The 15,717-nt window shown below is 36.7% G+C and carries 11 protein-coding genes; 4 read left to right on the top strand and 7 right to left on the bottom strand.

Features of this window, described 5'->3' with window-relative positions:
• Positions 1-90: 90 nt before the first annotated feature.
• The 7 genes from BMX24_RS13465 to BMX24_RS13435 all read right to left on the bottom strand — a co-directional run bounded on the left by BMX24_RS13465 (position 91) and on the right by BMX24_RS13435 (position 9,015).
• Entirely contained in the window at positions 91-2,160 is a 2,070-nt protein-coding gene (locus BMX24_RS13465) for a T9SS type B sorting domain-containing protein (RefSeq protein ID WP_089793537.1), read from the bottom strand.
• Between the two features lie 110 nt (positions 2,161-2,270).
• Positions 2,271-4,349 (bottom strand): T9SS type B sorting domain-containing protein, encoded by a 2,079-nt coding sequence (locus tag BMX24_RS13460; RefSeq protein WP_089793535.1) that lies wholly within the window; start codon positions 4,347-4,349, stop codon positions 2,271-2,273.
• 91 nt (positions 4,350-4,440) lie between these two features.
• Positions 4,441-5,676 carry an MFS transporter gene (locus tag BMX24_RS13455; RefSeq protein WP_089793534.1) on the bottom strand — a complete coding sequence of 412 codons (1,236 nt, stop codon included), beginning with the start codon at positions 5,674-5,676 and terminating at the stop codon, positions 4,441-4,443.
• Between the two features lie 92 nt (positions 5,677-5,768).
• Positions 5,769-6,134: a hypothetical protein gene (locus BMX24_RS13450; protein ID WP_089793532.1), complete on the bottom strand. Its 366-nt coding sequence runs from the start codon at positions 6,132-6,134 to the stop codon at positions 5,769-5,771.
• A 69-nt stretch (positions 6,135-6,203) separates the two neighbouring features.
• The gene (locus BMX24_RS13445; RefSeq protein WP_089793530.1) at positions 6,204-7,703 is read right to left on the bottom strand and encodes a GH3 auxin-responsive promoter family protein; all 1,500 of its coding nucleotides are present in this window, start codon (positions 7,701-7,703) and stop codon (positions 6,204-6,206) included.
• 372 nt (positions 7,704-8,075) lie between these two features.
• Positions 8,076-8,357 carry a hypothetical protein gene (locus tag BMX24_RS13440; protein ID WP_089793527.1) on the bottom strand — a complete coding sequence of 94 codons (282 nt, stop codon included), beginning with the start codon at positions 8,355-8,357 and terminating at the stop codon, positions 8,076-8,078.
• Positions 8,358-8,622: 265 nt separating this feature from the next.
• Positions 8,623-9,015, bottom strand: coding sequence for a hypothetical protein (locus BMX24_RS13435; RefSeq protein WP_089793525.1), 393 nt, complete (start codon positions 9,013-9,015; stop codon positions 8,623-8,625).
• A gap of 257 nt (positions 9,016-9,272) precedes the next feature.
• Between BMX24_RS13435 and mfd the strand changes: the two genes are divergently transcribed.
• The 4 genes from mfd to BMX24_RS13415 all read left to right on the top strand — a co-directional run bounded on the left by mfd (position 9,273) and on the right by BMX24_RS13415 (position 15,648).
• A complete protein-coding gene (mfd, locus tag BMX24_RS13430) occupies positions 9,273-12,644 on the top strand; it encodes a transcription-repair coupling factor (protein WP_089793523.1) in 3,372 nt (1,123 codons plus the stop codon).
• Positions 12,645-13,248: 604 nt separating this feature from the next.
• Positions 13,249-14,070 (top strand): hypothetical protein, encoded by an 822-nt coding sequence (locus BMX24_RS13425; protein ID WP_089793521.1) that lies wholly within the window; start codon positions 13,249-13,251, stop codon positions 14,068-14,070.
• 13 nt (positions 14,071-14,083) lie between these two features.
• Entirely contained in the window at positions 14,084-14,899 is an 816-nt protein-coding gene (locus BMX24_RS13420; RefSeq protein WP_089793520.1) for a hypothetical protein, read from the top strand.
• A gap of 5 nt (positions 14,900-14,904) precedes the next feature.
• Positions 14,905-15,648: a hypothetical protein gene (locus BMX24_RS13415; protein ID WP_089793517.1), complete on the top strand. Its 744-nt coding sequence runs from the start codon at positions 14,905-14,907 to the stop codon at positions 15,646-15,648.
• Positions 15,649-15,717: the final 69 nt, after the last annotated feature.

Raw genomic sequence — 15,717 nt, 5'->3', positions numbered from 1 at the left:
CCTTAGTATTGAAAGGCTTTTTCTTAGTGAATAAAAAAATCACCCCAATAATGAGGTGATTTTAAGTGTCTGATAATTAATTGTTTTAAATTATTCGATATTTTTTACCAATACCCATCCGCTGTATTTTGTTTCGGTATTGTTTTTATCGTTTTCGTTCCATGTGATCGTGTACCAATATGTTCCTGTGATGATTTTCTTACCTCCGGAAGTACCGTCCCATGTATAATTTCTGATTTTATCTGCCTGATACAGCATGTTTCCATATCTGTCATACACCGTGAATACCAGATTTTTCTTATACGCTAAAGCTGAATAATCGATAAAATCATTTTTGTTGTCTCCGTTTGGCGTAATAGCATTAAGAAGATTCGGAACCGTTACCTGAACTTCAATCGGAGTACAGTCGAATGCATCTTTTACATATACCTTGTTTTCACCTCTCGGAAGATTGGTAAACACGTTAGAATCCTGCCAATTAATACCATCGATAGAATATTTGTAAGGCGCTTTTCCGCCGGCAACATTTACTGTGAATGAATTGTTTGTGATATCAATAGTCGTGATAACAGGCTGTTGAGAAGATAGAACTTTTACAGGCTGTAACGTCCAGCATTCTCCTGTTTTTAATTTTACCCAATAAGAACCAACACCTACATTCGTAATTGATTGTGTCGTTGCTCCTGTGCTCCATTCATATCCGTCGAATCCAGGACCTGCATCCAGGGTTGTCGTGTCTTCCATACAGATCGTCTGATCTTTCAGAACATTAGAATGTACCGGAGGTAAAACTTTTAAAGTAATTTTTGAAATTGCATAACAGTTGTTTTCACTGATTACTCTTACATAAACCACTCCGTTTGCAGAGATGTAAGCATTAGGATTCAGAATTTCATTGGTTCCTGCTACTGCATCTGCCTGAGTTTTATAGAATTTTTTAGTGGTTCCGTTTTGGGAAGTCACATTAGCTAATGTTAAATCAAACGAAGCTGTTGTGATATTCGAATCGATGAAACAAGACTCGATCGTTGCATCATAAGCCTCCACTAAAGGATAGAATTGTAATGTAATTGTTGAATGTCCTACACATTGTCCGGTAGTGATCACTTTTACATATACTGTTTTTTCACCCGAAACATAATTTGCAGGATTCTGAATTTCGTTTGTTCCTGCATTCAGATCATTAAGTGTAAGATAAAATTTCTTAATAGCAGTATTGTCAAAATAAACATTCGCAGACAATAGGTTGAATGTTGCTGTTCCCGCTCCATTGTTGTTACAAGCCTTTATTGTCACATTCTCAGGGGTGATTGTTCCCAGTTTGAATTTAAATGAACCTGTCTGTCTACAAGCATTTAACGGGTTGTTCGGATCTGCCGGATCCTGATAATGCATACTGTAATAATATGTGTCTGTAGCGTTAACAGTAATTGGAGTTGTTATAGGACTCGTACCAAATAATGCATCATTAGCAGTCGTATGATATGTAATGATAAAGTTTGGGTTACCATTTAGAATTCCCGCAGATAATGTGTTAAAATTAAACTGCCCGGGTAAAGGACATGTTGAAACCAGGTTTGGACCTCCCGCCGGATTGGGATCTCCTGGAGCAATAAATGGATTTGGTGCTAAAGTAGGATCTGTAAATGCTGAAGAAAGGGTAGCTGTTCCTCCCCAAGTTAAAGAGAAACCATAAGGGTTACTTGGGATGTAGTTGTCTATTAAAAGATAGTAAGTTTCTCCTGCGTTCACCGTTAAAGGTGGGTTCCATTGAGCTCCAGTTTCTGTAGAACTTAATCCCGTCGGACCGCTTAAACCTGAAAAGTTACAGCTTGCTGCGTTACCGAAATCCCATGTAGCGCAATCGATATTTGCTCCGTAAACAGCAAAATCATAATCGTAATGGTTAACATTAGGAACTGTATTCGGATTGATCGTAAACTCAATTGTACCTGATGTAGCTGCTGTGAATACGTACCAAACAGAATAATGTTCTACATCCAGACAGCTTGGTGAGGTATTCTCCTGTACGGTACCTGAGCTGTTGGGATTATAGGAAATATCAGAATTACCACAAACCGGGATTGCCGAAACGCAATCTGATTGTGAGAAAGCCATTTGTGATAAAAACACTACGACGAGTAGTAATAGTTTCTTCATTAGTAAATGATTTTTAGGAATATTTAGTTTATAGTCTAGTTTATAGCTTAAGCTTCATGAATTGAAAAAAACCGCTTGAAAAAGCGGTTTTTTTCTGTATTATTTTTAGGTTATTCTCTATTTTTTACCAATACCCATCCAGAGAATTTGAACGGTGTATTCTTTTTGTCGTTTTCATTCCATGTTACAGAATACCAGTACGTTCCTGTAGGTACTTTTTTACCTGCTGAAGTTCCGTCCCATTTGAATCCGGTGAATTTATCAGCCTGACCTACTTTTCCTCCGTATCTGTCGAAAATACTGAAGACTAAGTTTTGTTTTCCTGCTAATGCAGAATAGTCGATCACATCGTTTACTCCGTCACCGTTAGGCGTGATTACGTTTACTAAGTTTGGTACTACAACTGTAATCGTAATGGGATCACAATCGTAAGAGTCTTTTATGTAAATCATATTATCTCCTCTAGGTACGTTTGTGAAAACGTTAGAATCCTGCCAGTTGATATTGTCCATTGAATATTTATATGGAGCAGTTCCTCCTACCACATTTACAGTGATTGTATTATTGGTAATATCAACACTTGAAATCACAGGCTGTTCTGAAGGATAAACTTTTACAGTTTGTCTTGTTACACATTCTCCTGTTTTCAGATCTACCCAATACGTTCCTACTGTTACATTGTTGATCGTCTGTGTAGTAGCACCAGTACTCCAAGTGTATCCTGTGAATCCAGGACCAGCATCTAAAGTCGTAGTATCTTCCATACAGATGATTTTGTCTTCCAATACATTAGAATATACCGGAGGAAGTACTATCAGGGTTACTTTTGCTACCCCATAACATCCGTTTCCGTTTGTTACTTTAATGAATATGACTCCGTTTGGAGAGATGTAGGTATTGGGGTTTAAAATTTCATTCGTCCCTGCTACAGCATCAGCTAAAGAAGGATAATACTTTTTAGTAACTCCGGATTGTGTCGTTACTGCTGCAAGCGTAAGATTAAATGAAGCCGTAGAAGGATTTGCCGGAATAAAGCAAGATCTCAATGTAGCTTCAGTTACCACCACTTCAGGATAGAAGTTCAATGTAATCTGTGCGTTATCCGAACATCCTTGCAATGTTGTTACATTTACAAAAATATTACCTGTAGAAGACGTAAAGTTGGCAGGGTTAGTAATTTCGTTTGTACCTGCAAGAAGGTCTGCCATTGTCGGATAATACTTTTTAATCGCTGTCGGATCCGATGGAAGAACATTCGCTGATGTTAGGTCATAAATACCGGTACCTGCATTATTGTTGTTACAGGTTGTTAAAGTAACATCAGATGCTACAATATTTCCTTGCTTGAACTTAAATGTACCTGTTTGTTTACATTTACTGATCGGGCTATTCGGATTTGTAGGATCTACGTAGCTGATACTGTAATAATATACAGTAGTCGTATTTACCACCTGAGGAGCCGTAATCGGGTTGTTACCAGTAAGAGCGTCATTTGAGCTCGTATGGTAGCTCACCTGGAAGTTTGGATTTCCATTGATGATACCTGCAGAAAGTGTTGTAAAATCAAATGTTGCAGGATCAGAACAGATGATCACTTCATTAGGACCACCCGGCGTTGCACTTGGTGTTCCCGGTGGAACAAATGGATTTGGCTGAATCGCTGAAGTAAACGGAGAAGACAGAGTAGCAGTACCACCCCAGCTCAATACGAAACCATTGGCATTCGCTGAGAAGTTATCTATAATCAGATAATATGTTTCTCCGGCAACTACATCCATATATTTAACGAATCCGTCACCACCTGCACCTTCTGTAGTATCCGTAGCCGTCATATTAAGACCTGTTAAGATACCACTTGCAGTAGATGCATAAGAACATCTGATAGGAGCACCCAAATTACCACATTGTTTATTCGGCCCAAAAACCGCCCAGTCATAATCTGCCTGCGCGTTTGGGGTAATTAAAAATGTAAGCGTTCCACTCGTTGAAACAGTAAACGTGTACCATACGGAAAAATGTTCAGTATTTAGACAACCTCCTCCCAGAGGTGCTTCCTGAATGGTTCCGAATCCACTCGGTGTATAGGAAATGTTAGAATTCCCACAAACAGCAAGGGCTGAAGTACAGTCTGACTGTGCGTAAAATATTTGAGCAATTAAGCTCAAAAAAATTAGTAAAGTTTTTTTCATGTAGGGGAAATTTTATATCACAAATATAAAAAATTATTAATCTTAATTTAAAGTTTTTAAGATTTATTTAATAAAATCATACGTATTGTTCTTAATATTGCATTTTTCTTAATTTGGAATTTGTGCTTCCAACGATTAATGCTACAAGTATCGTCATACTTCCTCCGAAGACTACAGATCGTACGACGCCCAGCAATTTTGCCATCAGTCCGCTTTCAAATTGTCCCATTTCATTACTCGACATAATGAAAATTGAATTCACACTCAACACTCTTCCTCTGATATTGTCCGGTGTTTTCAGCTGAACAATTGTGCCTCTGATCACTACCGAAATTCCATCCAGCATTCCGCTTAATACCAAAAACATGAATGAAAGCCAATACAAATGTGACAATCCGAAGCCAATAATACAAAGACCAAAACCTGTCACCACACCAAGTAAAATCTTACCCTGGTTTTTTCTTAATGGGATAACGGACAATATTGTTATAATACACATCGATCCAATATCTGATGCTGCATTCAGTAATCCGAAACCTTCTGCACCTACTTTTAAAATATCAGTGGCATACACAGGAATCATCGCAACAGCACCTCCGAAAAGAACGGCAAACATATCCAAACACAGCGCTCCCAAAATTTCTTTCGTTCTGAAAATATAGGAAATTCCTTCGCGCATACTGTCTATAACGTTAATTTGATCTTTTTTGTATTCGGAATATTGTTTTTTTAACTGAAAAAAGAATAAAGAGGCTAAAAATATTAATGAAATAATGACAATTAATGTCCATTTTACACCAAAAAAGCCAATTAGGAAACCGCCGACTGCATGTCCGCAAACCGAAGAAATAAGGAATGTGGCCTGATTTAAAGTAACCGCATTGGGAAGATTCTCCTTTTGCACGATTTTAGGAATCATGGAAGGAACAATCGGTCCGATAAAAGCTCTCGCAATTCCCGTAAAAAAAATTACACCATATATAAAGTAGGTAATCTGATGTCCCGTAAAATGCATTTCAACATTCAGGAAAGCGGGAATCAGCAGTAATCCGATTAAGAAAATATAGGCATAGTTGCAGATTAAAAGCAATCTTTTTTTCTCGTTCATATCAATCACATGACCCGCGTACAAAGCACAGCTTACCGCCGGAATTACTTCCGAAAGCCCGATTAATCCAATTGAAAAAGGATCTTTTGTTAATTGATACACCCACCATCCCAATAATGTAGCGAGCATTCTGAAAGCTAAGACGATAAAAAATCTTCCCGTAAGAAGGTTTCTGAATTCGACATTTTGCAATGTCTGTAACGGGGTAAACGAAATCATCCGACAAAAATAGCCTCAAATATTCATTTGAGACTATAGATATCGTATTTTTTTGAATGATAAATTAAATTGACGCTAAAAGATAAAATCTATTAGTTGTCTGCTCTGGTAGAGCTCAAAACCAATGCTGCAACACCAGCCGCTCCGATCACTACAGCTCCTGCTGTTGTTCTTGCTTTTCTGCTGTCTCTTACCGCCGCTACATTAGCTTTTGGAATAATTACGGCTGTACTGTCTTTTTTTCCGGCTGTCCCGATCAGATTGTCGCCATCCACATTACGGAATAGCATTCTTTGATTTTTAGAACCGTCTCTCATGGTAACTACATACATTCTTCCGGCTTGTAAATTAGAATAATCATTTTTTGCAACATCCTGTGTGTATTTTGTAGTTGCACAAGATGAAATTACAAATAATGACGTCAATAAAGATGATTTTAAAAGTACAGATGCTTTCATTATTATTTTTTAATTTCTCAAATTTATAATTTTTTTCGAATATACGTTTCCGGAATTGAAAAAATGTGTTTAAAGTTTGTAAATTTCCAATAAATCTGCAATTTTTCTATCGTTTGCAAGTCTTGGTGTTTTGTTTTGACCGCCCAATTTCCCCTGAGATTTTGCATATTCATGGAAGGCATTTTTCTTTAACAGGGCAATATGAAGTTTTTGCAGAATATTTCCTGAGATGAGATCATCATAATACGTGTTGCGTTTTCTCAGCTGATCATCCAGTTCATTTTTAAATAAATCTAAATTTTCAGGCTCTTTCTCAAATTCGATAAACCATTCATGATAAGGAAGTCCTTCAATAGGATTCACCTGTGGAGCAAGATGGAATTCCGTAATCTGTGCCGGAAATTTTTCCAGTGTTGCCTTCATGGCTTCTTCCACTTCAAATGCGATCACGTGCTCTCCAAAAGCTGAGGTGAAATGTTTCGTTCTTCCACTTACGAGGATTCTGTAAGGTTTTTTATCGATAAATCTTACAACATCGCCTATAGAATACGCCCAAAGTCCTGAATTTGTAGTTAATATTAAAGCATAATCTTTATTCAGCTCAATATCTTTTAAGGTTAATCTTTTGGCGTCCGGCTTTCCATATTCTTCCAATGGAATAAATTCATAGAAAATGCCATGATTGGTTAAAAGCAATAAACCCTCTTTCGTATAATCATCCTGAAAAGCAAAAAATCCTTCCGAGGCTGGAAATGTCTGAACAATATCTACTTTTCCGCCTAAAAGCTCTTCCATCTTATCACGGTAAGGCTCGTAATTTACTCCGCCGGTAACGATCAGCTGAAGATTTGGAAAAATTTGTTTGATTTTTTTACCGTGTTTTTCAATCAGTTTTTCAAAATACATGATCAGCCAAGGCGGAATCCCAGAGATCAGGGTCATGTTTTCTTTTTCCGTTTCTTCAACAATTTTATCAACTTTCGCTTCCCAGTCTTCCATAAGATTGGTTTCCCAGCTTGGCAGGCGGTTTTTTTGCAGATAATTTGGAATGTGATGGGCTACAATCCCGGAAAGGCGGCCTGTTTTTATCCCGAAAATTTCTTCCAGTTCGGGGCTGCCCTGCAGAAAAATCATTTTTCCTTTTACAAAATCTGCATTATTTTTTTTAGCAATATAATGGAAAAGCGCGCTCTGAGCACCTTTTATCTGGTAAGGCATTCCTTCCTTTGAAATGGGAATATATTTGGAGCCGGAAGTGGTTCCCGATGTTTTTGCAAAATATTCCGGAGTTTCTGTCCAGAGAATATTGGCCTGTCCTTTTTTTACTCTTTCGATATAAGGTTTCAGATCTTCGTAATCGGAGATTCTTACTCTTTCCTGAAAGTCTTTAATGGTTTTAATATTTTCAAAATCATGTTCTCTTCCAAAAAGTGTTTTTTGGGCAGTATTTACCAATGACAATAATAATTCTTCTTGATTTTTCTCAGAATTTTTCTTGAATTCTTCAGCTTTCCGGACGTGTTTTTTTGCCCAAGCCAATGCCACATTTTTCTTTAGGAAGTTTAACATGGCTCAAATTTATAAATAACTGAAGAATTGGCGATCATTTTTGAAGCTTGTTTAAATTTTAAAGTACAATTTTTATGATCCTATTTGAAAATTTAATACTCTTTATTAAGGTTTTCTAACGCAAAGATATTATTTACATCCGTCGCAAAGGCAAATAAATTTGCTTCGCGAAGCATGAAATAAAGCTTCATCAAATCAACTTGTTGATTCTTCTTTGGCTGCTTTATTTTAAATATTGGCAGATTAAAACTTTGCGTCAAAAAAGTACAATTATTAAACTCTTTTAGAAATAAGGAACAAAAAAAACCGATGAATGAGTGATCATCGGTTCTTCGAAATTTGATTATGAAAATAACAACTATAATGTTGAGTCTACTTGTTTTCTTTATATCTTTTGTCCGGTGTCCCGTCCTTTTTCAGCTTTTGATTTGCCTTGTATCTTTTATCCGGAGTTCCGTCTTTTTTCATTTTGGCGGCAGCAGGTGCTGTTGCCGGTTTTGCTGTGGTCGCTGTAGCAGCGGGTTTCGCAGGTTTTGCGGCTTTTACTGTTTTAGCAGTCGGATGAGGTGCTGCTGTGGTAGCCGGAGCTGTTTGCTGAGCTGTTGCAAGTCCTAGTCCTAATACTATTGACAATGCAGATAATAATTTTTTCATAAGAATTATTTTGTTTTGATGATTCAAAGTTATACAAAAACCAAGCTGAAAAAACTGATTTTTTGAAACTTAACTAAAGTTTATTACAGCTTAAAAAAAGATTAAATGGATGGATAACTCTGTCATTTCGATGAAAGAGAAAATCTACTGTTTAATTAAAGCCCTTTCAAGGTTTCAAACCTTGAAAGGGCTGTTTATTCTCAATAAAAAAACCTGCTTTCCCTAAATAGAAAAAGCAGGTCCTAACATATGTATGAAAAGTTGGTTAACGTGTACAGTTGGCTGTCCATGTTCGACCATCCTTTAAGTATAATATTTTCAATTCATCATTATCAATTCTTATATAAGAAGTGGCTGTAGAGCCTACCATTACCAAAGTATGATCTCCTTCCTGATTAAATTCTATTCCGTTCAGGTCAGGAATTCCGTTGGAGAAGGCAAAATTATACTTTGTACCACTCGCTATTTTCGTTACAAATACACTACCATTGTCTGTACTGATATCGTTGTCTGCATCATTGTAGGAGATATTTCCCCTGTAAGTTCCCGCGAAAAAATCGTTATTGGCAGGGTCATCATCATCACTACAAGATGCAAATGACGTGACTGCAAAAAATACCAGTAGGAACAATCCTAAAATTCTAATTGCTTTTTTCATAATATTATTTCTTTAAAAGTTTTGGTTAAGGTAAATTTTACAAATGCGGTGCCACTTAACAATATTAGAATTGGTTTAACTATTAATTAGAAATTTTAGCAAAATATTAAGATTTAAAAGGTTTTTAATGAATTATTTTAAATTTTGAATAATCTTCAATTATCCTTAAAAAGAAAAAAATATCCGTACCTTTGTGGAAATCAAACGGTTTCGGAAAACTCCCGAAATCGCTTTTGTCGTTTATATTTTTACTATTTATGCAGTTAAAAACCATCAACGAAAAGTTCCTTCCCGATTTGCTTCAACAAGAATTTGGAAAAGAAATTTTTACCCAATTAGATACCCATCAACATATTTCTGTAAAAGGAAGTGCAGGATCTGCAGTTTCTATTTTTGCGGCAGAGCTTTTCCTCACGCAGAAGAAAACCATTCTTTATGTCGTGGACGATAAGGAAGATGCGCTGTATGCCAATACGGAAATGGAAGACCTGTTGGGGAAAGATAAAGTTCTGTATTTCCCGGCAACTCATCTTGAGCCGTATCAGGTGGAGAAAACACAAAATGCCAATCTGGTTTTGAGAACGGAGGTTATCCATAAAATTACATCCGAAAAATCTCCGAAAGTCATTGTTGCATATGCCGGAGCATTGTCTGAAAAGGTTTTGAAGAAAGAAGATTTTAAAGCCATTTCACATCATATCAAAGTAGGCGACCAGCTTGATTTTGATTTTGTAGATGAATTATTAAACCATTATAATTTCCAGCAGGCAGATTTTGTTTCCGAGCCGGGCGAATTTTCCGTGAGAGGGGGAATTGTGGATGTCTTTTCTTTTTCCAATGAGAAACCTTACCGGATCACATTTTTCGGAAATGAGGTGGAAAGCATTAAGACTTTTGATATCGAAACACAGCTTTCTATTGATAAAATAAAAGAATTTCAACTGGTTTCCAATATGAATTTCTCGGTTTCCGGAAGCCGTGTTTCCCTGCTTCAGTTATTGCCGAAAGAAAGTTTTGTGGTTTCTAAAAACGCAATCATCGGAATGCAGAAACTGAAAGCGTTCTACGAAAAGTCGTTGGAGAAATATGAAACGTTAAGCAAAGATATTGCTCACAGAGCGCCACAGGAACTATTTATTTCCGATCAGGAATTTTTATTTGATTATAAAAAATTTAAAACCGTAGATTTCGGAAGTGTTGCCATTGATGGCGTGATCGAATTGGCAGAAATTAAGATTGATCAAACTTCACAACCATCTTTCCATAAAAATTTTGAATTACTGATTGAAGATTTGGAAGGAAGACAAAATGAAGGTTTCGATACATGGATTTCCTTTTCAACAGAAAAACAAAAGGAAAGATTAGAATCTATTTTCGAAGAGCTGGAACATGAGCTTCCTTTTAAAAGCTTTAAATCTGAACTCCACGAAGGTTTTGTAGACAACGATCACAAGATTTTGGTGTATACAGATCACCAGATTTTCGACCGTTATCAAAGATATAAGGCTAAAAATACATTTGCAAAATCTGAGCAGCTGACATTGAAAGATTTAATGTCATTAAAAGTAGGAGATTATATTGCCCACATCGACCACGGAATCGGGAAATTCATGGGGTTAGTGAAAGTGAATAATGATGGCAAAATTCAGGAATGTTTCAAGCTGACCTATAAAAATGGTGACTTATTATATGTAAGTATCCACTCACTCCACAAAATTTCAAAATACAACGGCCCTGAAGGAAGGGAAATTGTTTTAAGCAAATTGGGTTCTCCATCCTGGAAATCTTTAAAACAGAAAACGAAAGCAAAAGTAAAACAGATTGCTTTTGACTTAATACAATTATACGCACAAAGAAAAACAGCGAAAGGATTTGCTTATACTCCAGATTCTTATTTGCAAAATGAATTGGAAGCAAGTTTCCTTTACGAAGACACGCCCGATCAGGAAAAAGCAACCATTGATGTAAAAAAAGATATGGAAGCCGATACGGTGATGGATCGATTGGTTTGCGGTGATGTTGGTTTCGGAAAAACGGAAGTGGCCATCCGTGCGGCGTTCAAGGCGGCGACCGACGGAAAACAGGTTGCAGTCTTGGTTCCGACGACCATTCTTGCCTTCCAGCATTACAGAAGTTTTAAAGAAAGATTAAAAGATTTTCCGGTAAATGTAGCTTATATCAATCGTTTCAGGACGGCCAAACAAAAAAGTGAAACACTGGAAGGTCTTAAAAACGGAAAAGTAGATATCATCATTGGAACGCACCAGTTGGCAAGCAGTTCTGTAAAGTTTAAGGATTTAGGATTATTAATTATTGATGAAGAGCACAAATTCGGAGTTTCGGTAAAGGATAAATTAAAAACATTAAAAAGTAATGTTGATACTTTGACATTAACGGCAACACCGATCCCAAGAACCTTACAGTTTTCCCTGATGGCTGCAAGAGATTTATCGGTCATTAAGACGCCGCCGCCAAACAGACAGCCTGTTGATACACAATTAATTGGTTTCAATGAAGAAACAATCCGGGATGCTGTTTCTTATGAGATTCAGCGTGACGGACAGGTTTATTTTATCAACAACAGAATTGAAAATCTTAAAGATATTGCAGGATTGATTCAAAGGTTGGTTCCGGACGCAAGGGTAATCACCGGACACGGACAAATGGAAGGAAAACAGCTCGAAAAAAATGTCCTGGATTTCATGGAAGGAAAATATGACGTTTTGGTTTCCACAACGATCGTAGAAAGTGGGGTGGATGTTCCGAATGCGAATACTATCTTTATTAATGATGCCCACAGATTCGGAATGGCAGATCTTCACCAGATGAGAGGAAGGGTAGGGCGTAGCAACAGAAAGGCTTTTTGTTATCTCATCACGCCGCCTTATGACATGATGACTTCCGATGCGAGAAAACGACTGGAAGCGATCGAGCAGTTTTCGGATCTGGGAAGCGGTTTCCAGATTGCGATGAAAGACTTGGAAATCCGTGGTGCGGGAGATCTTCTGGGAGCTGAGCAGAGCGGATTTATTAATGAAATGGGCTTTGAAACCTATCAGAAATTAATGCAGGAAGCTTTGGAGGAATTAAAAGATGATCAGGAATTTGAAAATTTATTCGAAAACGAAGAGGAGCGGAATAAATTATTTAAAACAACCAAAGATGTGAATATTGATACGGATCTGGAACTGATGCTTCCGGATTGGTACATCTCCAATACGGAAGAAAGATTGTTGCTTTATCAAAAGATTGCAGAGATCGACAATGAGAAAGACCTGGAAAAATTTGAATCAGAATTGATAGATCGCTTTGGGGATTTGCCGAAAGAAGTCATTAATTTATTAAAAAGTGTAAGCTTAAAATGGCTTGCTGCAGATATCGGATTTGAAAAAATTGTAATGAAAAACGGTGTGTTTCTTGGATACTTCCCGGGCAATCCACAGGACAAATTTTATCAGACCAATAAGTTCAGAACGATTATTAATTATTTAACGAAAAACCCTGCAGAGGCTCAACTGAAAGAGAAAATCGGCAAAGACGGAAATCAATTGATGATGAGAAAAGATAAAGTGATCAATGTGGATGAGGTAAATGATCTTTTAAAATCAATTTTGAAAAGCGAAGTATAATTCAAATTATAAAAGGAAATAAATGTTGCCGTATTGATGTATTGTCAATACGGCAATGTTGTTTTATAGGGTGTCATATATTTTTGGGAAATAAATGTGAATAAAATTTACCAGATTTTTAATTTAAATTAATGATTAATCGGGAATTTTACTGTTTGTAGAAAAAAATCTACAAAGAAAAATATTAAAAAAAAATTAAGATTTCAGGTTGAAATACACCCTGTTTTTAGTCGAAAAAATTGTATTAAAAAAATAAAATTTTCGGAAGGATTTAGAAGCGTAATTGTGATAATTTGTCACACAAAATAGATTAATCATATTGCATTATTTTTATTTAAAATCCCCATAAATCACTTTTAAATGGTGAATTATTCAAACATAAAAATCACTTTTTAATGATTAAATATGAGACAATAAGTTTCTTTTAAGTGAATTATTTGTTAAATTTTGTGTTGAAAAACAGTGAAACCTAACACTTGTTCGTAGTAATAATTCTACTTTTTTCCGAAAATGAAATATGTCGTAAATAGTTAGTTTAGATAGGTTTAGGGATTGTAACTCTACTTTTTGTAGTTTTTTTTAATTATCTTTGCAGTCCCTTATTATGAAAAAAACTGTGTATTGCTGCGTAGCTGGATTGTTATCGATCCAGGCCTATGCGCAGGTGGGAGTTGGTACGAGTACCCCCAATTCTGTTCTCGATGTAAACGGGAAAACCACCTTAAGAAAAGAACTTAGAGTAGGCGGTACTTCTGCTCAGGCCGGAAATCCCGGGCTCAATGGCCAAGTATTGGTTTCCCAAGGAGAAGGTTTACCTCCTGTTTGGAAATCTCTGAATGTTACCTTCATGGAGGAAGGTCAGTACAAATTAGTCAATTCGTACTTATCAACGGATCAAACGGGTATTACTACCCTTTCAAATGGTACCTTAGGCGATAGCGTTTACAAAAACAGCGTCGGTGATGATGTCACAGATACCAGCAAAGGAAAGTGGATAAAAATAGCCGGTCTAGAAAACAATTTCACCATCAAAGACGGCAGAAACAGACTTACTTATCAGTTCCAGACAGGAGTTGAGATGAAGTCTTCTTCTCCTACTACATCACAGAACATCAGTTTCACTTGTGGTGTTTTCAGAAACGGAAAACTCGTAGCAGTACGTCCGGACAAAATTTCTTCAACAAATAATTCTGAAAAAGGAGGAATCCAGGATTATATTTTTACCTTGAATTATACGGAACAAAACGTTCCGATCGGCGCCCACAAAGTGGAGGTCGCCTGTAGGAAAATCAATGCATCCAGCAGCAGTGCTCAATTTGCCATTGGACGAAACGTGTCGAATACCAACAATGTTTCGAACGCATTCACCTTAGAATCTATGATGAAAATAGACCTATTGGAATATGTAACCTACGAAATCAACTAAACTAAAATAATTCATGAAAAATATATTTTCTATCCTATTCATCGCAATAGGGTTATCACTCTCTGCCCAAATCGGAATCAAGACAGAATCTCCAAAATCGACGTTAGACGTTAATGGAGATACGAATTTAAGAGGAAAAATTGCCGTTTTAGATGTAACGGAGAACAAACTTTCGGAAGGAACCGACACTCAGGTTTTGGTTTCTCAGGGAGAAGGATATCCGCCAATCTGGAAGACATTAAGAATTCCGGAATATGAACCGAATAAGTTTTATTTAATTTTTAATAATTCCTTTTCGGATGAGACGGGTGTTTCATTCACAAGTGCTGATGAATCTACAATTACTTCAAGATCTACGACATTTACAAAAAATAATACCTATACAAACTTTGCGAAGTTTAAAAAGATCCCGGGTCTTACCCAAACGATCAATGTATACAGTACAATAAGTAAAGCCTATTTTCAGTTTGAAACAGTGGCTCAGGCGACTTTTTCTGCAGCAGGAAGTACAGATAGTTCTATTGATTATGCCTGCGGAATATTTGTGGATGACAGATTAATAAACCTGAGACAAGGAAATCTAAAGGCAAGCAGTGCCAGCAATCCTTTCCTTACACACAACCAGATCGGTCTTGTAGAAAACCTAGCGAAAGGATCGCATACGGTGACGGTATCTTGCTCCAGACTGGATTCTTATAACGTTGCCAACGGAACGGTTCTGGGAATCGGAAAAGCAGTGGCTTCCAATATTGATTCTTTTATTTCTCAATCTTCTCTGAAAGTGGATGTTTATGAGGTTCCACAGGTATTCAATACAATTACAAATTAATACAAATGAAAAAATTATTACTGATAACAAATTTATTGATCACATTTTTATACAATGGTCAAGTGGGAATCAATACAACGACTCCGGTGAATATGCTTGACATTAATGGTGATCTTAATGCAAGAAAAGAATTAAGAACAGGAGGAACAAATACCGTAAAAGGTTCTGCCGGTGCTGTCGGAACTATTTTCCACAATAATGCTAGCTTAACGGTCAATGACTGGAAAAGCATAAAAGTGGCCAACGGATTGACAAGTATGTCGCTATATCAGATGAGTACACTGGAAGATAAAACAGGGGCATCATTTTCCGGAAACAACGGCGAAACTTTACCCTATGATGAAGGATCGACAATGACAAGTGCATGGACGGTCTTATCGGGAACTCAGGGAACTTTCTCGATTACCAATGCTACGAATAAGGTGACATTCAATTTCCAGACAACTGCGCAGAAAACCGGAAACGGAAATGCTTCTACAAGTTTTGCGTGCGGAATTTTTGTTGATAATAAATTAAGAGCCGTAAGAACAGACGTTATTATAGGCGGTGACGGAACAAATAAAATCTTCAACCTGAATGCTACTCTTGCCAATCTTACCCCAAAAAATAATTATACCGTAAAAGCAGCGTGTACGAAGAGAAACATCAATTCGAATACATTAGGAATAGGAAGAGCGGTAAATACGACGTATCTGAATTCTGATATGTCAGAATCTGTACTTACACTTTCGGTTTTACAGCCCTACTAATTTTTTCATAAATAAATGATAATTATAAGATCTAAAAGCGAAAGTTTTTAGATTTTTTTTATTAATTAT

Origin of the sequence: Chryseobacterium wanjuense (assembly GCF_900111495.1) — a bacterium.
Lineage (GTDB): Bacteria > Bacteroidota > Bacteroidia > Flavobacteriales > Weeksellaceae > Chryseobacterium > Chryseobacterium wanjuense.
Note: the sequence above shows the minus strand (reverse complement) of the source record. Positions and strands in the feature narration are given on the sequence as shown.

Coding starts and splice junctions, on each gene's coding strand:
- BMX24_RS13465 (WP_089793537.1), bottom strand. CDS start 2,160: ATGAAGAAACTATTACTACTCGTCGTAGTGTTTTTATCACAAATGGCT.
- BMX24_RS13460 (WP_089793535.1), bottom strand. CDS start 4,349: ATGAAAAAAACTTTACTAATTTTTTTGAGCTTAATTGCTCAAATATTT.
- BMX24_RS13455 (WP_089793534.1), bottom strand. CDS start 5,676: ATGATTTCGTTTACCCCGTTACAGACATTGCAAAATGTCGAATTCAGA.
- BMX24_RS13450 (WP_089793532.1), bottom strand. CDS start 6,134: ATGAAAGCATCTGTACTTTTAAAATCATCTTTATTGACGTCATTATTT.
- BMX24_RS13445 (WP_089793530.1), bottom strand. CDS start 7,703: ATGTTAAACTTCCTAAAGAAAAATGTGGCATTGGCTTGGGCAAAAAAA.
- BMX24_RS13440 (WP_089793527.1), bottom strand. CDS start 8,357: ATGAAAAAATTATTATCTGCATTGTCAATAGTATTAGGACTAGGACTT.
- BMX24_RS13435 (WP_089793525.1), bottom strand. CDS start 9,015: ATGAAAAAAGCAATTAGAATTTTAGGATTGTTCCTACTGGTATTTTTT.
- mfd (WP_089793523.1), top strand. CDS start 9,273: ATGCAGTTAAAAACCATCAACGAAAAGTTCCTTCCCGATTTGCTTCAA.
- BMX24_RS13425 (WP_089793521.1), top strand. CDS start 13,249: ATGAAAAAAACTGTGTATTGCTGCGTAGCTGGATTGTTATCGATCCAG.
- BMX24_RS13420 (WP_089793520.1), top strand. CDS start 14,084: ATGAAAAATATATTTTCTATCCTATTCATCGCAATAGGGTTATCACTC.
- BMX24_RS13415 (WP_089793517.1), top strand. CDS start 14,905: ATGAAAAAATTATTACTGATAACAAATTTATTGATCACATTTTTATAC.